Origin of the sequence: Pantoea sp. ICBG 985, from assembly GCF_002928365.1 — a bacterium.
In the GTDB taxonomy this organism is placed as follows: Bacteria; Pseudomonadota; Gammaproteobacteria; order Enterobacterales; family Enterobacteriaceae; genus Pantoea; species Pantoea dispersa.
Genome location: NZ_POWM01000003.1, coordinates 120880 through 139189, shown reverse-complemented (window position 1 = coordinate 139189; position 18310 = coordinate 120880). Strand labels below are relative to the sequence as shown.

The following is an 18310-nucleotide window of genomic DNA, read 5'->3' as shown; positions in this document are numbered from 1 at the left end:
ATTTACCCCTTAACCGCACCGGCGGTGAGTCCCTGAACCAGGTAGCGTTGAATGAAAGCGAAGAACAGACAGGCTGGAATTAACGCCAGCACGGCGGCAGCCATCATTTCGCCCCACGAAACGGCGAATTTGGAGACGAAACTGAGCAGCCCGACCGGAAAGGTCATGACTTCGTTTTTGTTGATCAACATCAGTGAGAACAGCAACTCACTCCACGCGGCGGTGAAAACGAAGCCGAGCGTCGCCGCCATGCCGGGCAGCGTCAGCGGCATCAGCACGCGGTACAGCGCCTGAAAGCGGGTGCAGCCTTCCAGCATGGCGGACTCTTCGAGATCTTTAGGGATGGCATCAAAAAATGACTGCATCAGGAAGGTGGCGAACGGGACATTAAAGGCGCTGTAAATCAGAATCAGCCCCAGCAGACTATTCGTCAGTCCCAGCGGGGCCATCACCCGGTAAATCGGCGCAATGATCATCACCAGCGGAAACATCTGGGTAAACAGCAGCAGGGCCGCCATCACCATCTTGCCGCGAAACTGAAAGCGGGAAAAGGCATAGCCGGCAGCCGCAGCAATCAAGGTGGTCAGCGCGGCAGTGCTGCAGGAGACAATGAGACTGTTAATAAAAAACGTGGGGAAATCACTGTCGGTCAATACCTTGGCAAAGTGGCTCAGGGTGAAACCGCCAGGTAACAGCGTCACGCCCTGACTGAACAGTAACCTGTCCGGCGTGACGGCAATTTTAATGATCCAGTACAACGGAAACAGCGCAAACAGCAAATAGGCGGCGATGCTGAGACGATGACCGATCAACGGTAACAGGCGCATGCGGACTCCTTACTTAAGTAACTGATGGCGGATGCGCAGCAATACCAGCGCATAACAGGTCATCAGCAGTAACAGACACACCGCCATCGCCGAGGCATAACCAAAATCCAGTTTGCGATAAGCGGTGGTGAAGATGTAACTGGAAAGAATCGAGGTTGAACCGGCCGGACCGCCGTCGGTCATCACCACGATCAAATCGGCAAAGTTAGCGATCCAGATGGTACGCAGCATCACGGTAATGGCGATCATCGGGGCGAGAAACGGCAGGGTGACACGGCGAAACTGCTGCCAGCCGCTGGCACCGTCTATGGCTGCCGCTTCATACAAATCTTTGGGAATCGACTGCAGTGCCGCCAGTAGAGTGATGGCAAAAAACGGGATGCCGAACCAGACGTTAGCAATCACCGGCCCCCACATCGCCAGTTGCGGATCGGAAAGAATATTGTAAGGTTCGCTGAGAATGCCCACGTCGCTGAGCCACTGTGGCAGCGGACCTACAACCGGGTTGAACAGCCAGGACCAGGTCAGGCCGGAAAGAAACGCCGGCACCGCCCACGGTAAAAACACCAGCGCCTGCACCCAGCGGCGAAAGCGAAACTCGCGGTTAAGCAGCAGCGCCAGCGCGAGGCCGAAAAAGAACTGCAGCAGCAGCGAACTCAGCGTCCAGTTAAGGGTATGGCCGAGTGCGCGAAAGAAGCGGCGATCGTCGAGCATCTGCGCAAAGTTCGCCCAGCCAACCCAGCCGCTCTCCAGCGGATTGAGCAGGTTCATGCTCTGAAAAGCGTAAGAAATGCCGATCGCCATCGGCACGAAGATGAACAGGGCGATCAGCAACAGGCCCGGTGACAGATACCACCATGGCTCAGCAAGCCGGGTCCAGCGCCAGCGGCGGCGCGCCGGGCTGGCAGGAAGAGAGATTTCAGGCATCATTTCAGGGCTCCGGTTTACACGAGATTACTGGCTGGCGAGCCAGGCTTTTTGCTCTTTACTCAGATAGCTGGCCCAGTCCTGCACCATATCTTTGGTGTCGTTTTCGCCCAGTAACGTCTCCTGGCTGCTCTCTTTCACGATCACTGAATTGAAATAGCCCCAGCCTTTAAGGTGGGTCGGCATGGTGAGCGGCACATAATTTGGATCGTTCAGCTCCTTAAACCAGCCGGCAAACTGCGGCGTCTGATAGAACGGGTCCTGTTCCGCACCTTTATAGATGGGTAGGGTGCCGACAAACTTCGCCCACGCCAGGTTGTTGGTTTTATTACTGAGGAAGGTAATCAGCGGCCAGGCGATATCGTTTTGTTTACCCTGTTTGAACATCGCCCAGCCGGTATAGCCGATGGTCGGGAAGGCTTTACCGGACGGTCCGACCGGCATGGGCGCCACGGCAAAATCTTCAGCCGCCATGCTATTTTTAATTGCGATCAGCGCGTCCGGATCCTGATCGAGCATGGCGCATTTGCCGGAATAGAAGCCCGAGACAATCTCGTTAAAGCCCCAGTTCACGCTGTCTTTTGGCGCGCCACCTTGCTGATACAAATCGACCAGCAGCTGTGCTCCCTTTATCGCCCCCGGCTGGGTTAAAGTACTGTTGCCGTCTTTATCAAAGAAGGCAGGCGAACCGTTCATCGCCGCCATAAACATCATCCACGCATTGGTTCCCCCCACGCCGCCGCGCATGCAGTAGCCGCTGATACCGTTACCTGACTGACTAATACGCTTCGCGTCGCTGGCAAACTCTTCCATTGTTTTCGGCGGCTCACTCAGTCCTGCCTGCTTAAACAGCTTCTTATTCCAGAACAGCGCCCGCAGGTAAAAACCGTACGGCACCATGGTGGCTTTACCGTTTGCGGCCCGCGCCATTGCCAGCGTTTTGTCCGTCAGCTGGGCGCTTTCAGGCCAGCTTTTCAGGCGGGGTTCAAGATCCTCCAGCATATTGTTGCTGGCGTATAAGCCTTGCCAGGTATCGGGCATCTCCACCACATCCGGTACCTGTCCGCTCTGTAACATGGTGCCCAGTTTTTCAAATGCCTGACCCCACGGCAGCGAAATCAGCTCAATCTCGGTACCAGGATGCTGCGTCTTGTATTCGTCGAGCATTTTTTGCAGAAGCGCGGTACGTGGCGGGCTGGTAATAACTTCCACCACGGTGAGTTTGGCGGCGAGGCTGCAAAAGGCGCTGCCTAAACCCACGGCGAGTACCAGGGCTTTCAGGGCGAAACGTGTTGTCATGGCTGGTTCTCCGGAGCGTGATTAATGGTGAGTGGCGGCAGCAAGTGCCTGATTCAGATCGGTCCAAAGATCGTCGGTCTCTTCGAGGCCAACAGAGATACGGATCAGGCGCGGCGAGACACCAAAATCCTGGGCTGAATTAAATTCACTGGCCTGATTAATGACCGAAATCGCCGGCATCACCAGGCTCTCGAAACCTCCCCAGCTGACGCCCATATGGAACAGTTGCAGGGCGTTGCAGAATTGCGGTATGTCGACCTGTTCGGTCACGGCAAAGGAAAACAGCCCGCTGTAACCGCGCAGCGTGGACCATTCAGGGGGATTGAGCCCGGGGTGGCAAACCGCGCTGACCTGTGGATGATCACGCAGCTTTTCCGCCAGCTGCAGGGCGCTTTGCTGATGCTGCTTCATACGCAGCGGCAGCGTGCGCAGGCCACGCATCAGCAAAGACGCTTCGTTTGCAGACAGTTTGCCGCCAAGGAACGGACTAATGTGACGGGCAATGTTGTTGATGTGCTGGTGGCTGGCAATCACCAGGCCGGCCACCACATCGCTGTGGCCGCTGATGTACTTCGAGGCGGAGTGCACCACGATGTCGATACCACACAGCAGCGGCTGCTGGAATATGGGCGAAGCCCAGCTGTTATCAATCAACGTGACGACGCCTGCATCGCGCGCCAGCGTGGCCAGCTGCCGCAGGTTCTGTTCACTCATCACCCAGCTGGAGGGACTTTCCAGATAGAGCAGGCTGGCGCCGGGCAGCGCGGCGGCTATCGCCGCTTCATCGTCGCCATCAACAAACTGCGTCGTGATACCGAAACGCTGACAAAAGCCGCGCAAAAAGCGGTAAGTATCGGGATAGACATGATTGACGCAGACCACTTTCGCGCCTGGCTGAACCACACTCAAAATCGCGTTGCTGATGGCGGCCATGCCGCTGGCAAAGGCGAGGCAGGCGTCGCCGCCTTCCAGCGCGGCAACTTTATCCTGTAGCGCTTTGACCGTCGGATTATCAACGCGGGAATAGAGCGGCTGGTCGCTCTCACCGCGAAAGCGGGCGATCATGCTGTCGTAATCGCTGAAGGTAAACAGCGAGGACTGATAAATCGGTGGCGTTACGGCGCCCTGTTCGTGGCGCTGGTCGTGGGTCAGCAGTGTCTGTTGCGCAATAGGTTTAGCGTTTGGCATGGATCACGTCCTTCATGTCGCGTTCGGTGATATCAAGAATCTGATGGCAAAGGGCGCGCGCGGCCTGGCTGTCGCGGGCGCGGATGGCGTTAAACAGTTCACGGTGCAGGGGAAACGAGTCTGAAAACAGCGCCTGCTCCGGCGGGGATTCGAAAAAGGCGTGTAGCGTGTCGTAGACGCCGTTAAGCATCTGCAACAGCAGCGGATTGCCGGCGGCGCGGTAGATGCTGGTATGGAAAGCCCAATCCTCTGGCCCGGCGGAACCGATAGCCAGGTGCACACGCTCCATCTCTTCCAGCCGCCGTTCGATTTCCAGCAGGTCGTCGGCGCTGGCGCGCTGCGCCGCCAGCACGCAGGATTCGGACTCAATGATGCGGCGCACTTCCAGCGCATGAAGCATGTTGGCGGAGTCGTTTTTAAAGCGCAGAGAGAGAAAGCTGTCATGCAGACCGACTTCCGCCTGCAGAAAAGTGCCGCTGCCTTTTTTGCGCACAATGATGCCGAGAGCTTCCCAGCGCTTGAGCGCCTCGCGCACCGTATTACGGCTGACGCCCAGTTTCTCCGCCAGCTCGCGCTCCGGCGGCAGGCGACTGCCCGGCTGCGCGCCGGCATGCGCCATGTAACGCGTGAGCGCATCAAGAATCAGCGTATCGCTGCGCGTCGGAATGATGGGATGGAGTTCAGCCGGGTCATGCATCGCTTTGCCTTAATTGGTCCAACATCTCTACCAAAGGCTTAGCAACCCGCATGCCAGAATCATGAAGCTTTGATTCAGCAGGAGATTTGATGCCGTAATAAGCGCAGATTATGAGATCTGCTGGTGCAAAACCCGCCAGAGTGCACCGTGGTGTGGCGGTGCGGTGGTCGTCTTTTGATTAACCAGGGTGTGAATTCAGCAGATGCAGTGGCATAGCGGCAACGCTCAGCCAGCAAAACCGTTAGCGATGACGTTAAGGTAAAAGAAGAGCGTTGTGACCGGTTAAATGGGCAGCCGTCATTGCGTGCCCATCTCTTAAAACCGCAATCAGCGGCTAAACGGCATCGATCAGGCCGCCGTCGACGCGGATCACGCTGCCGGTAATGTAGCTGGCGGGCTCACTGGCGAGAAAAGCGGCGGCGGCGCCATATTCGTGTGGCGCGCCGTAGCGGCCCATCGGTATGCTGCGCCGGCTTTGGGCCGCGACGGCAGCGGCGGTGCTGTTTTCGCGCTGCGCCTTCAGCGCATCAAGCTGACTGACGCGCTCAGTATCAATGCGTCCCGGTACCAGGACGTTAACCGTTACACCATCCGCGGCTACCTCGCTTGCCAGCGTTTTCGACCAGCCCAGCAGGCTCATGCGCAGCGCATTGGACAGCGCCAGATTGGGGATAGGCGTAACCACGCCGGACGAGGTGGAAGTGATAATGCGTCCCCAGCCGCGCTGGCGCATGGCCGGCAGCACCTTGTCGCTCAGTTGAATCAGCGCGTCCACCATCACCGCAAACTGCTGTCGCCAGAGTTCACTGCCGGTACCCGCGGCTTTCGCGGGTGGCGGCCCACCTGAATTATTCACCAGAATATCCACTGCGCCCCAGCGCTGGCGAATCGCCTCCAGCACGCTGTCAAAAGTGTCGGGTGCCGCCAGATCCAGCTGGAACGCCTGCGCCTCACCGCCGTCAGCGATAATGCGCTCCACCGTTGTCTGCAACTTGCTGCTATTGCGCCCGGTGACCGCCACGCGCACGCCCTCCTGCGCCAGTGCCAGCGCTATCGCCTGACCCAGACCGCTGCCTGCACCACATACCAGCGCCACGCGCCCTTGTATTTGCAAATCCATCACTGCCTCCTGATTGTATTTTCAGGATCGTAATGTGCAAAAACAGTGCCGGTTATGTGCCTGGTTTACGCATCTGTACCTGATCGAAGGCGAATTGCAGATGCGTTTTCATCAATTCGGCCGCCTGTTGCGGTCGGTTTTCACGCAGCGCGTCGATAATGGCCACGTGCTCTTCGCACCACTCTTTCACCCGCCGTTTGTTTTGGTAGCTGCCAAATTCCAGCAGGCGGCGCAGGCGGTTTTGCTGTTGAATCGCCTGCAGCACAAACAGATTGCCGCTGGCTTCGGCCAGCGATTCATGAAAAGCGGCATCCGTCTCGAAAATGTCGCGCGCCGGTACCTGCGTGAGGTCCGGATGGGTAATCAATCGCAGATGCTGTGCCCGCAGGCGCTTCAGCATCGCACGGTCCGCGCGTAATTGCGGGCTGAGCAGGGCGGCTGGCTCAATCATCAGACGAAATCCATAACTGTTGCGCAGCGCGACTTCCGAGTTAAGCGTTTGCTGAAAACGCCAGCCATGTCCCGCATTGCGCGCGATTAACCCGTCTTCCGACAGCTTGACCAGCGTGCGTGTCAGAATGCCGCGATCAACGTCATAGCGCTGGCTGATTTCTGTCTGGGTGAACGATTCGGGCAGGGCACCGGCTATACGATCGCGTACCAGTAACTCGTACAACGTCTGGTCGCTGCTCTGCGGGGGTTCAATGTCCAGTTGCTGTAACTCGTCTGCCCCTTTTAGCAGAAAAAATCCCTGATTGGGCCGCGCTTCCACTGCGCCCAGTCGGGTCAGTTCTTTAAGTCCTGCCCGCACCGGCGTGCGGGAAACGCCCAGCGCGTCTGCCAGAGGTTGTTCACGTAAGTGCTGACCTGGATCGAATCTTGCTTCATAGATCAGGTCAAGTAGCTGACGTGCAATACGACGGCTGCTGGCGGAGGAGTCAGGCTGCATAGAACGGGATTTCCTGAAATGTATTATTGTCGACTAAAGGTACAATAACATGTTGAGGTAAATGCTGCGATATAAAGCAATACATGCACGATAAGCGTGCAGAGTGCACCAGGAGAAGACGTTTTTTTATCACCATGATTGTATTTTATGAATCATAAAAACCAATTTAAACGTTCACCAGGAGACACAGATGATCAGCAATTCATTTCGCTCTACCGGTCGGTTGCTTGCGCTTGCCACGCTGGCCCTGATGCCCATCATCAGCCAGGCGGCAAGCGATCGCGTTGCCCCAGGCAAACTGACCTACGGCACCGCAGCCACCTTTATGCCGTTCGAGTTTGTGAAAGACGGCAAGCTCACCGGTTTTGATATCGAGCTGATAACCGCGCTGAGTAAGACGCTCAATCTGCAACCCGCAGCCATGCCGATGGAGTTTAAAGGGCTGATCCCGGCACTGCAGGGCAAACGTCTCGACATCATTAACTCAGCGATGTACGTCAACCCGGCGCGTGCGGCGCAGGTGGATTTTGTTCCTTACCTCAAAATCGGCAGTCGCGTTGTGGTGCGTAAAGGCAATCCGGCCGGCATCACCGGGCGCGATCTGTCGTTGTGCGGCAAAAACGTGGCGGTCACCCTTGGCGGTATCGAAGAGAGCCAGGCGCGCGTGGATAACCAGAACTGCCTCGCCGCCAAAAAAGCCGCGATCAATGTCATGACGTTCCCGGCGGCAACGGACTCGGCAGTGGCTGTTGCGCAGGGGCGCGCCGATGCGGAATTCCTTTCAACGCCGGGTACCGTTGCGTTGTTTAGCGAGAAGCCCGGCGTGTTTGAAGCGGCAGGCGCTGAGTTTGAAGCCGATACCCACATCGCTTTTGCAGTCCGTAAAGGCGACAGCGCCACCAAAGCGCAACTGGAGCAGGGACTGCAAAACCTGGTGAAAGACGGCACTTACAAGCAACTGATTGAGAAATGGAACTTCCCGGACTCCGTTGCCATTTTTTAATCCGCTGACCGGAGAAAGCTATGTCGATCGATTTAATGTGGCAGTACTTCCTCTCCCGCGAATTTCTGCAGGGCGCGTGGATGACGCTGCTGATTACTCTGTGCTCGCTGTTGTGCGGCGTAGTGCTGGGACTGGTGCTGGCGCTACTACAGGAAGCGCCATTTCGTGCTGCGAAAGGGCTGGCGTTTTTTTATCTCTGGCTGTTTCGCGGTACGCCGGTGCTGTTCCAGATCATCTTTGTCTACAACGTGTTGCCTGGTTTCGGTCTGCGCTTCTCCGCGTTTACCTGTGCCGTGCTGGCGCTGTCGCTGAATGAGGGCGCCTACATGGCGGAGATATTACGTTCCGGCTTACAGGCGGTAAAAAGCGGCCAGCGCACCGCCGGTATGGCGCTGGGAATGACCCACGCCCAGATCATGCGCAAGATTGTCTTGCCGCAGGCCGCGCGCATCGTGCTGCCACCGATGGGCAATCAGATGATCAGCATGCTGAAGTCCAGCGCGCTGGTGTCGGTGATTGCGGTACAGGAGTTGTTGCTGGTGGCGAACCAGACCGCCAGCGCCAGCTTCCGCTATTTCGAGGCGCTTTGCGCGGCGGGGCTCTATTACCTGCTGCTGACCTCGCTGTTCATGCTGTTTCAGTCGTGGCTGGAGCGCACGCTCGACCCGAAACTGCGGCGTGGAAAATGGCAAAAGGCCCGGGCGCGCCACCGTCGGTTAACCAAAGCGGCGGATACCGCAGGAGATCTGTCATGAACGAGACAAAACCACCGCTGCTGGAGTTGATTGGCATCGACAAGAGCTTTGGCCGTCAGCCGGTATTGAAGAACTGTTCGCTTAGCGTTCAGCGAGGGGAAACGGTAGTCCTGATTGGGCCTTCCGGTTCCGGCAAATCTACGCTGCTGCGCTGCGTCAATCTGTTGTCACCCGCCGATAGCGGCGATGTGTTCTTCACCCGCCAGAATATCAGCCGGGGAGAAGTGCCGCCGCACCAGTTGCGCCAGCGTATTGGCATGGTGTTTCAGAACTACGAGCTGTTTTCCCATCTGACGGCGGCGGAAAACATCATGCTGGCACCGATGACGGTACTCGGCGTCAACCGCATCACGGCACGCAAACAGGCAGAAGCGCTACTGGCGAAGGTGCGTATTCACGACCGGGCCGATCATTTCCCCGACGAATTGTCTGGCGGTCAGCAGCAGCGCGTGGCCATTGCCCGGGCGCTGGCGATGAAGCCAGAACTGATGCTGTACGACGAACCCACGTCAGCGCTCGATCCGGAGATGATCCGTGAAGTGCTTGATGTGATGGCGGAACTGAGCGCCGAAGGCATGACCAGCATGGTCGTCACCCATGAAATGGGATTCGCGCGCCGTGCCGCCAGTCAGATTCTGTTCATGGAAGAGGGCGAAATCCTGGAGCGCGCCAGCGCCAGCGATTTCTTCAACCGCCAGGTTAGCGAACGTGCCCAGCGTTTTCTCGATCAAATCCTACATTAACAGCGGAGCCATAATGACTATTCACACGGTCGACAGCGTGCGCATGAAGCGCGACCTCGCCACGCTGGTTGCCATCAATACAGAAAATCCACCCGGTCAGGAGCGCGAAGCGGCAGAGTGCGTGGCAGGTTGGCTGCGCGAGGCCGGTTTTGACCTGTCGTTCAGTGAATATGCGGCAGGGCGCACCAACGTCATCGCGGTTCTGCACAACGGTGCCGGACCCTGCTTCGCCTTTAATACCCATCTGGATACAGTGCCTGCCGGCAGCGGCTGGCATAGCGATCCCTTTACCCTTACCGAGCGCGAGAGACGCCTGTACGGTCGTGGTGCCTGCGATGCCAAAGGACCGCTGGTGGCGATGGTTGAAGCGCTGCGCCTGCTGGCTGCCAGTCGCCACCGCTGGTCCGGTACGCTGATGGGGGTATTCACCGCCGATGAAGAGGTCGCCAGTGAGGGCGCGAAGTTTTATGTCCGGCAGGCACCGCCGGCCATCGATTTTGCGGTGATTGGCGAACCCACCGGCAACGCCACGTTTTCTGCCCATAAGGGCAGCCTGCGACCGCGCGTCAGGGTTAAGGGCGTAACGGCGCACTCGGGCACGCCCGAGCTGGGGATCAACGCCATCTATCAGTCCGCCAGGTTACTGGGCCTGATTGAGCAGTCGCATCAGCAGCAGGTGCGCTGTCGCTGCCACGCGCTGGTGGGCAATGCCAGCCTGACGGTGACGCGCATCCACGGGGGGCACGCTGATAACGTGGTGCCGGACAGCTGCGAGCTGCTCCTCGACCGCCGCATGGTGCCCGGTGAGGACGAGCAGGCGGTGAAGGCCGAACTGCAGCTGCTGCTTGACCACGCGAAAGCCACTGCCGGCGTGGAGGCGGACATCATCGCCTGGCAGGCCACCACGGGCGGGGCCACCGAGACCGACAGTAACGAAGCGATTGTGCAGCACAGCCTCGCCGCCTGTCGTCGCCACGGGCAGGCGGAACCGGGCCCGTTTGGTTTTCAGGGGGGATGCGATTTAGTGCATTTTCGTTCGCTCGGGGCGAAAGGCGTGGTGATCGGTCCCGGCAGCTTGGCGGTGGCTCACAAGCCAGATGAGTTCGTGCCTGTTGAAGAATTTATTGCTGCCGCAGCCATCTACCTCGACGTGGCACTGGCGATGCTGCCGCAGGAGTCCGCAACGTGAAAGCAACGCTTTGGCGCGGTCAGCTGCGCTATGACGCAGTCATGCTGCACACCGCGTCCTCGGGCGCAATCAGCGCGCTGGATACGTTGTGGCTGCGGCTGGACGATGGCACGCGCTGCGGCACGGGCGAGGTGCGGCTCAACATTCAGTACCTGCACGGCTGCAGCGCCGATCGGGTGCTGGAAAACATCACCCGCACCCTGGCAGCCTGGAACTGGGCACTGGCGCCGCAGGCGATGCTGGAGCGTGTGCATGCGGATGGGGCGGGACTGCTGGCGCCGGCGCGCATGCTGTTCGACATGGCGCTGCATGATTTACTGGCGCAGCAGGCCGGCGTGAGCCTTGCGCACTGGCTCGGTGCCGCTGCGGCCAGCCCCGGTTACCCGACCAACCAGACGCTGTTCTGGGGCAGTGAAGCGCAAATGCTGACGCAGGCTGAACAGTACGTTGCACGTGGCTTTACCCAGCTCAAACTGCGTACCGGCGTGGCGGATGTGGCGACCGATCTGGCGCGGTTGCGCGCCCTGCGCGCCCGCTTTAGTGAGGCCATCACGCTGGCGATTGATGTCAACGGTCAGTGGTCACTGGCGCAGGCGCACGCCGCTTTTCCGGCGCTGCAGGCGCTGAATCTCAGCTACGTCGAACAGCCGCTGGCACCGGCTAACGATGCCGCACTGGCGCAACTGAGCGGTTATGGCGTGCCGATCATGCTGGACGAGAGCCTCAATAGCCCGGCAGCTATCGACCAACTGATAGCGGCGAATGGCGCGCTGTGGGGCCATCTCAAGCTGGTGAAGCTGGGCGGCATTGCGCCGACGCTTGCGGCAGCACGGCGCCTGCAGGCGGCCAGCATCCCTTTCATGATAGGTCAGATGAACGAAGGCCATGCGGCAACAGCGGCGGCGCTGCAGGTGTGTCGCGCCATGCAGCCGCGTTTCGCAGAGCTGTACGGTGCCGATGGCCTGATAAACGATGCGGTGAGCGGCCTGCATTATCAGCAGGGCACTGTATTCATCAATGATTTACCCGGCCTGGGCGTGCATTTTGATGCCGCGCGCGCCACTTTTCTCCAGGAGTCTGGTTATGCAACAGCTGAATAATGTTATCCAGGGAAGTGAATCCGCCTTTAGCGCACAGGAGTACGCACAACGCATCCAGCGCACCCGCGAACGTCTCAATGCGGCCGGCGTTGATGTGATGATTGTGACCGGACCAGAAAATATTTTCTGGTTAACCGGTCAGCAAACACCGGGCTATTACACCTTTCAGGCGCTGGTGCTGCCAACAGAAGGGGATCCGGTGTTTGTTATCCGCCAGCTCGAATACTTTAACTTTATCGCCAACACCTTTATCTCAGATGCCGCCATCTATCAGGATGGCGATAACCCGGTTGATTTTCTCGTTGCCCTGCTGCAGCAGCGCGGCTGGCTTAGTAAGCGTGTCGGGCTGGACAAACGCGGCTGGTTTTTGCCGGTAGCCGTGTATGAGGCGTTGCAAAGTCGCATCGGCAGCCTCGCCGATACCGCCGGGGTGATTGAGCCGCTGCGCGCAGTAAAGTCAACGGCGGAAGTGGAAAAGATCGCCCAGGCGGCGCGCTATGTTGACGCCGGCATGCAGGCCGGTATGACTGCAGTGCGCGCCGGGGCGGATGAAAATGCGCTGGTCGCGGCCATGATGGGAGCCGCCATCGCGGCCGGATCCGAGTATGTCGGGATGGAGCCGCTGGTTTCCAGTGGCCCACGCAGCGGTGTGCCTCACGGAACCTGGCGTCGTCGCGTGTTGCAGGATAATGAGCCGGTCTTTCTGGAGATGGCCGCCGCGCACGATCGCTATCACGCCGCGCTGATGCGCTCGGCATGGCTGGGGCGGCCCCCTGCTATTGCGCTGGAAATGGAGAAAGTGTGTCAGGAGGCGCTCCAGGCGGCACTGGATGCCATTCGGCCGGGCGCAACCTGTGCCGCACCGCACATAGCCTGCCAGCAGGTGATCGATCGCGCGGGCTTCACCGACAACTTTAAAAAACGCACCGGCTACTCCATCGGTGTCTCGTTCGCGCCGGACTGGGGCGAGGGCGGCATTCTCAGCCTCTACAGTGGCGTCAACACCGAACTGCAGCCAGGCATGACCTTCCATATCCCCCCGGCGCTGCGCATCTACGGCGAGTTTACGGTTGGCGTTAGCGAAACCGTGGTGGTGACGGAAACCGGCTATCGCCAGCTCGGTTCGCTGGCTCGCCCATTAACCTGCTTATAAGGAAACCCGATGAAAGACATCAGTGAATGCCGTGAACGCCTGCGCGGTATCTTTAACATTACCGTGACGCCTTTCAGCGCCAGCGGCGACATTGACTTCGGCGCCCTGCGCGAAAATATCGAACGCGTCATCGGCCTTGGCTACGACGGACTGTTAATTGGCGGCACTTATGGCGAATTTCCGGTGATGTCAGTGCCAGAACGCCGTGCACTGTTTCACGCCGTGATGGACTGCGTGCAGGATCGCGTGGCGGTGATGCTGTGCAGCGCCAGCGCAGATCCGCGTGATGCCCGCGAGCTGACGCAGCTGGCCGGTGATCTGGGCGGTTTGCCGATGGTCACCGCGCCTTTTGTCAGCGAAATTACCGACGCGCAAATTCTTGCCTATTTTGCTGAGATGGCACCGCTGTCGAAAACCGGCATTCTGGTTTACAACGCGCCAGGCATTGGTATCACCCTGTCACCGGCACTGCTGGAGCAACTGGCGGCGATACCGGGTGTGGTGGGCATCAAACAGGGCGATCTGAATCCAACCGCCATCGATCAGATTGCCAACCGGCTGCGCGGCAAACTGCGTCTATTTTGTGCCTCCGATCTGGCCTTTGCCGGCCCGATGATGGCCGGATTCGATGGCATCAGTACCACCAACAGCGGCGCGCTGCCGGAGCTCATCCTTGCCTGCTATCGTGCGCTGGAACAGGGCGATGCCGCCACCGCGCGCGATCTGCATCAGCTGTGGTTTGACTATCGTACGCTGGCACGCCAGCACGGCCAGCCGCAGCTGGTGAAAGCGGCAATGGCGCTGCGCGGTTTCAATGGCGGCACGGTGCGCGCACCGCTGCAGCCGATCTCGCCAGACGCGCTGGTTGCGCTGACCAGCGTGATGCAACGGCTGGCCAGCGACGGACGCAGCGGGGTTACGCTGGCGTCACCAGCGCCTGCAGAAAGGCCGTAAACAGCGGGTGCGGTGCATCCGGGCGCGACTGTAGCTCCGGATGCCCCTGTACCCCCTGCCAGAAACGGTGATCGGCCAGCGCAATGCCTTCGATGATGTCATCAGTCTGGGCGATAACCTGCACGCCGCTTGCCAGCAGCGGCGGCAGCAGTTGCGGATTAAAGCGATAGCGATGGTTGTAATGCATCAGGTTAAACGGCTCTGCGGCCGGGTATGGCAGCAGGCCACAGCGATGGCGACCATCGGCAAAAGGAATAAAGCTGTGCACCGCGGCCTGCGGTGCCACTTCTGCCAGCATGGCCTGGCTGAGCTCTGGGTGACGTTGTAACGCAGCCGTGCACATGCTCTGCATGCCGAGGCACAGGCCCAGTGTGGGAATGTTGCGCTGCCGACTGGCATGCGCCACGGCGATTTGACCGCGCACCGCTGCCATCGAGGCACCTCCCGGTAGCAGAATGCCGTGCAATTCGTCGAGTTCGGACAGCTCATCTGACAGTGCGGCGGGAGCGAAAAAGTGAATATCCACATCGAGCGCCAGCGCCCGGGCTGCGGCGTAAAGCGCATCGAGAGTGGCCGGATAGCTGTCACGCTGATCGTGCTCGCGCGCTATCAGACCAATACGCAGCGCGTGGCGGCCGGGGGGCGGTGAAGTCAGGGTATGTTGCAGCAGGGTGTTGCTGTCATCCTGCAGCCGCATTGTCGTCTCACAGGAAAGCGCCTTGAGGCGCTTGCCTGGCAAATGCGCAATGCGCGCTACATCCGCCTGCGCCACGACGATTACGGCTTCGTTCGCAGGCAGCAGGGCTACATCGCTGACTTCGTGCTGCAGTGTATCGCTCCGATACAGTCCGCTGGTGACGCAGTAACCTGCCGCCGCGACATGCTGATGGCTATCGGGGAAATCGCCGGTGAAATCCGGGCGCAGGCTCCATAACGGTAACGCCAGCTGATTGGCATACAGGCTGGCAAGCAGCCCAAAGCGCGCCGGAACGCGGGCATCATCAACAATGAAAATAGGTAACACGGCACTCTTCCTGCTGGGATGGGGTGATTAATTGTATTAGTTGATTCAGGATATACAAAAGAGGATTTATGAATAGTCAGCTACTGGCTCGTCGCATGCAGCGCGTCCGTCCATCTCCTACCGCCGCGATTTCCGATCGGGTGCGTGCGCTGGAAGCCGCCGGCAAGGCGATAATCAACCTCGGCGAGGGAGAACTCGATTTTGCCACGCCGGACAGCATCAGCTATGCCGGTATTGCCGCCATCGTGCAGCAGCAAACCAAATACACCGCCGTTTCCGGTACGCGCGAACTCAAAACAGCGATTGCCGCCAAGTTTGCCCGTGATAACCAACTGCATTTTAGCGCTGAGCAGATCATTGCCGGCAGCGGCGCCAAGCAGCTGATTTTCAACGCACTGCTGGCTACGCTGGATGCTGGCCAGCAGGTGATCATTCCTGCCCCTTATTGGGTTTCCTATCCGGATATGGTGACGCTGGCGGAAGGCGAACCGGTGATCGTGGCCTGTCACGAACAGCACGACTGGAAGCTGCAGCCGCAACAACTGGCTGCCGCGCTGACGCCGGCAACGCGTTGGGTGATTCTGAACTCACCGGGTAACCCGACCGGTGCGGTTTACAGTACGCAGGAGTTACAGGCGCTGGCTGAGGTGCTGACTGATCACCCCCAGGTGTTAATCATGGCGGATGATATTTACGAGCCGTTACGCTACGACGCCACGCCATTCAGCACTTTTGCCGCGGCGGCCCCGCAGCTGGCTGACCGCACGCTGACAGTCAACGGTGTCTCAAAAAGCCATGCCATGACCGGCTGGCGGCTCGGCTATGCTGCCGGTCCGGCACGGTTGATTAACGCGATGCAGATTCTGCAGTCGCAGAGTACCTCTAATCCCAGCAGCATCTCGCAGGCAGCAGCGGTTGTCGCGTTGCAGCAACCGGCCGAATTTCTGGCAGGCTGGCTCGCTACGCTTGATCGGCGACGTCAGCAGGTGCTGACAATGATCGCCACCAGCAACGGCCTCAGCGCCCGGGCGCCGCAGGGAGCATTCTATATTTTTGCCAACTGCCAAAAGTTACTGGGATGCGTGACGCCACAGGGAGAACGACTGGAGGACGATAGCGCGCTAGCCAGCTGGCTGTTGCAGGACGCACAGGTTGCGGTGTTACATGGATCGGCGTTTGGCATGCCGGGTTATTTACGCATTGCCTACGCGGTTGACGATGCGTTGCTCGAGCAGGCCTGCGCGCGGCTGAAATCTGCGGTGGCAAAACTGCGCTGATGTCCGCCATGAGGGATTGATACGCGATCGGATGCAGGCATGCATCCGCCCGGTCGCCAGCAATGGCGATCCGGTGAGGCAGGTGCGTGGTTTCAGCAACAGTAAAAGTCCGCATGGCGCAACACTGCGGCGTCAGCGCAGATTGCCGTGGCGCTTATCAATATGGCACCGTTTCCTTACCGGGCAGGCCTCATCTCATTCAGCCCGCTTAATCTGGCGTCATGCCGCCATCGCGCGATATTAATGATTTAATGGCCGTTGCTGATTTTCTGTTGTTTATTTGCGTTAGGTAAAGTTGTTTTTATCACTTAATTAAAACTGCGTCATGTTTATTGTTTTTTCTTATTAAGCGGAACTGTCTGATTGTTTAGGTGATATTCTGCGCACAGAAGCTTACAAAACCTTTACAATTAATTTTACTTAAGTCTTTGATGATGGCAAAAATAAGGATATTGCTGGCGCTGTCTATTATTATAGCGTCAGGCCAGATTATCGCTGCCCCTTTGACACCTGGCGACCGCGATTATCTGCAAAACCAACAACAGCAGCGACTGGAACAGGATCAGCAGCAGCGCGATGCACTATGGCATGCTGTGGCACCGCTGAATGCGCCGGACGCCTCCCCGGCGGGCCCCGGCCCCTGTTTTCCGATCCAGCATATCCGTCTGCGGCACGTCACGCTGATATCCGATCGTCAGCAACAGGCGCTGACGGCACCTTATATCAATCGCTGTCTGAATTTGAGTGAAATTAATGCGCTGGTACATGCGGTCTCTGACTGGTATATGCAACGTGGTTACATTACCAGCCGGGCGTTTTTAGCCGAACAGGATCTGTCGCATGGGCAGTTAATTATTCCGGTGCTGGAAGGAAAACTATTCGCTATTCGCCTCGACGGGGCGCAGCCGGCGATGTTAAAGATGGTTTTTCCTCATATTGAAGGAAAAATACTTAACCTGCGCGATATTGAGCAGGGTATGGAGCAAATTAATCGCCTGCGCCGCACCCCGGTACAGATTGAAATTCAGCCTGCGCCGCAGCCCGGTTATTCAGTGGTGAACCTGACGACAGCGGCAGAATTTCCGCTCAGCGCCGCGCTGGGATTTGATAATAGCGGACAAAAAAGCACCGGTGTCGGTCAGTTAACCGCATCGCTGACCGGCAACAACCTGTTAGGGCTGGCGGATCGCTGGTTTATCAGCGGCGGTCGCAGCAGCGCATTCAGCGAGTGGCGTGACGCGCAGAATGTGCAGGCGGGTGTCAGCGTGCCGTATGGCTACGGCCTGCTCGACTACAGCTATAGCTGGAGCAGTTATCACAGTCATTTTGATAACAATGGTTTCACCTGGCTGAGTAACGGCGACAATATTGCGCATCGCCTGAATGGTTCATGGGTGCTGTTTCGCAACGGTGAAATCAAGACCAGTTTGCAGCTCGGCCTGAACCACTACACCAGTCACAACTATCTCAACAATACCCTGTTGCAGAGTAGCAGTCGCAAAATCACCAGTACCCAGATCGGATTCAACCATACGCAAAAGGTGTTCGGTGGCGTGGCAACGCTCAACCCAACCTTTAGCCGCGGTATGCCGTGGTTTGATGCGGAGAGTGATGCCGACAAAAGCGGGGACTTACCGCGGGCGCAGTTTCGCAAGTGGAGCCTGAGCGGCAGCTTTCAGCGACCGGTTTCGGACAGGTTATGGTTGCTCAGCAGCGTATACGGCCAGTGGTCACCGGATCGGTTATACGGCAGCGAACGCCTGACGCTCGGCGGCGAAAGCTCAGTCAGGGGTTTCAAAGAACAATACCTGTCAGGCGACGCGGGTGGCTATTTGCGTAATGAACTGGATTACACCCTGTTCACCTTGCCGTTGGTCGGTGACGTCAGCGCCCTGGCGGCGGTGGACGGCGGCTGGCTGAAGAGCGATGCGCAGAACAGCGAGTCTGTGGGCACGATATGGGGCAGCGCCGTGGGGATCAGCACCCGCAGCCGTTTCTTTTATACCCAATACACGGTCGGTTTTCCGCTCAGTTATCCCGGCTATCTGCAACCGGATCACGTTAGCATTTATGCCCGGGTCGGGCTGGTTTTTTAAGAGGCAATG

The 18310-nt window shown here is 58.5% G+C and carries 17 protein-coding genes; 9 read left to right on the top strand and 8 right to left on the bottom strand.

The annotated features are described in order from the left end of the window. Positions 1 to 2: 2 nt before the first annotated feature. From C1Y42_RS10060 to C1Y42_RS10030, 7 genes are all read right to left on the bottom strand, one after another. Positions 3 to 827 (bottom strand): carbohydrate ABC transporter permease, encoded by an 825-nt coding sequence (locus tag C1Y42_RS10060; protein WP_021509079.1) that lies wholly within the window; start codon positions 825 to 827, stop codon positions 3 to 5. A 9-nt stretch (positions 828 to 836) separates the two neighbouring features. Beyond that, positions 837 to 1757 carry a carbohydrate ABC transporter permease gene (locus C1Y42_RS10055; protein WP_104093324.1) on the bottom strand — a complete coding sequence of 307 codons (921 nt, stop codon included), beginning with the start codon at positions 1755 to 1757 and terminating at the stop codon, positions 837 to 839. A gap of 24 nt (positions 1758 to 1781) precedes the next feature. Next, a complete protein-coding gene (locus C1Y42_RS10050) occupies positions 1782 to 3053 on the bottom strand; it encodes a sugar ABC transporter substrate-binding protein (protein WP_104093323.1) in 1272 nt (423 codons plus the stop codon). 21 nt (positions 3054 to 3074) lie between these two features. Beyond that, the gene (locus C1Y42_RS10045) at positions 3075 to 4241 is read right to left on the bottom strand and encodes a PLP-dependent transferase (RefSeq protein WP_104093322.1); all 1167 of its coding nucleotides are present in this window, start codon (positions 4239 to 4241) and stop codon (positions 3075 to 3077) included. Beyond that, positions 4228 to 4938, bottom strand: a complete 711-nt coding sequence (locus tag C1Y42_RS10040) for a FadR/GntR family transcriptional regulator (RefSeq protein WP_021509083.1) — start codon at positions 4936 to 4938, stop codon at positions 4228 to 4230. Before C1Y42_RS10040 ends, C1Y42_RS10045 begins: the two co-directional genes overlap by 14 nt. A 334-nt stretch (positions 4939 to 5272) precedes the next feature. Further along, a complete protein-coding gene (locus C1Y42_RS10035) occupies positions 5273 to 6058 on the bottom strand; it encodes an SDR family oxidoreductase (RefSeq protein ID WP_058775914.1) in 786 nt (261 codons plus the stop codon). A 52-nt stretch (positions 6059 to 6110) separates the two neighbouring features. Then, the gene (locus tag C1Y42_RS10030; RefSeq protein WP_058775913.1) at positions 6111 to 7007 is read right to left on the bottom strand and encodes a GntR family transcriptional regulator; all 897 of its coding nucleotides are present in this window, start codon (positions 7005 to 7007) and stop codon (positions 6111 to 6113) included. Between the two features lie 250 nt (positions 7008 to 7257). Between C1Y42_RS10030 and C1Y42_RS10025 the strand changes: the two genes are divergently transcribed. From C1Y42_RS10025 to C1Y42_RS09995, 7 genes are read left to right on the top strand one after another with little or no spacing between them, the layout of a single operon-like run. Beyond that, a complete protein-coding gene (locus C1Y42_RS10025) occupies positions 7258 to 8010 on the top strand; it encodes an ABC transporter substrate-binding protein (protein WP_369974301.1) in 753 nt (250 codons plus the stop codon). A gap of 20 nt (positions 8011 to 8030) precedes the next feature. Continuing rightward, positions 8031 to 8765, top strand: coding sequence for an amino acid ABC transporter permease (locus C1Y42_RS10020; RefSeq protein ID WP_058775911.1), 735 nt, complete (start codon positions 8031 to 8033; stop codon positions 8763 to 8765). After that, positions 8762 to 9508 carry an amino acid ABC transporter ATP-binding protein gene (locus C1Y42_RS10015; RefSeq protein WP_058775910.1) on the top strand — a complete coding sequence of 249 codons (747 nt, stop codon included), beginning with the start codon at positions 8762 to 8764 and terminating at the stop codon, positions 9506 to 9508. The genes C1Y42_RS10020 and C1Y42_RS10015 overlap by 4 nt, the downstream gene beginning before the upstream one ends. Before the next feature lie 13 nt (positions 9509 to 9521). Next, the gene (locus C1Y42_RS10010; RefSeq protein WP_104093321.1) at positions 9522 to 10697 is read left to right on the top strand and encodes a M20 family metallopeptidase; all 1176 of its coding nucleotides are present in this window, start codon (positions 9522 to 9524) and stop codon (positions 10695 to 10697) included. After that, positions 10694 to 11797: a mandelate racemase/muconate lactonizing enzyme family protein gene (locus C1Y42_RS10005; protein WP_058775908.1), complete on the top strand. Its 1104-nt coding sequence runs from the start codon at positions 10694 to 10696 to the stop codon at positions 11795 to 11797. The genes C1Y42_RS10010 and C1Y42_RS10005 overlap by 4 nt, the downstream gene beginning before the upstream one ends. Then, on the top strand, positions 11781 to 12950 hold the full coding sequence (locus tag C1Y42_RS10000) for a Xaa-Pro peptidase family protein (protein WP_058775907.1): 1170 nt from the start codon (positions 11781 to 11783) through the stop codon (positions 12948 to 12950). The genes C1Y42_RS10005 and C1Y42_RS10000 overlap by 17 nt, the downstream gene beginning before the upstream one ends. 9 nt (positions 12951 to 12959) lie before the next feature. After that, positions 12960 to 13904: a dihydrodipicolinate synthase family protein gene (locus C1Y42_RS09995; RefSeq protein WP_104093320.1), complete on the top strand. Its 945-nt coding sequence runs from the start codon at positions 12960 to 12962 to the stop codon at positions 13902 to 13904. On the opposite strand, the gene C1Y42_RS09990 is transcribed toward C1Y42_RS09995, so the two are convergent. After that, positions 13867 to 14928 carry a gamma-glutamyl-gamma-aminobutyrate hydrolase family protein gene (locus C1Y42_RS09990; RefSeq protein ID WP_104093319.1) on the bottom strand — a complete coding sequence of 354 codons (1062 nt, stop codon included), beginning with the start codon at positions 14926 to 14928 and terminating at the stop codon, positions 13867 to 13869. The two genes, C1Y42_RS09995 and C1Y42_RS09990, sit on opposite strands and share 38 nt — an antisense overlap. Before the next feature lie 68 nt (positions 14929 to 14996). Between C1Y42_RS09990 and C1Y42_RS09985 the strand changes: the two genes are divergently transcribed. Beyond that, a complete protein-coding gene (locus C1Y42_RS09985) occupies positions 14997 to 16205 on the top strand; it encodes a pyridoxal phosphate-dependent aminotransferase (RefSeq protein WP_104093318.1) in 1209 nt (402 codons plus the stop codon). A 431-nt stretch (positions 16206 to 16636) separates the two neighbouring features. Beyond that, the gene (locus C1Y42_RS09980) at positions 16637 to 18301 is read left to right on the top strand and encodes a ShlB/FhaC/HecB family hemolysin secretion/activation protein (RefSeq protein ID WP_104093317.1); all 1665 of its coding nucleotides are present in this window, start codon (positions 16637 to 16639) and stop codon (positions 18299 to 18301) included. Positions 18302 to 18310 lie beyond the last annotated feature (9 nt).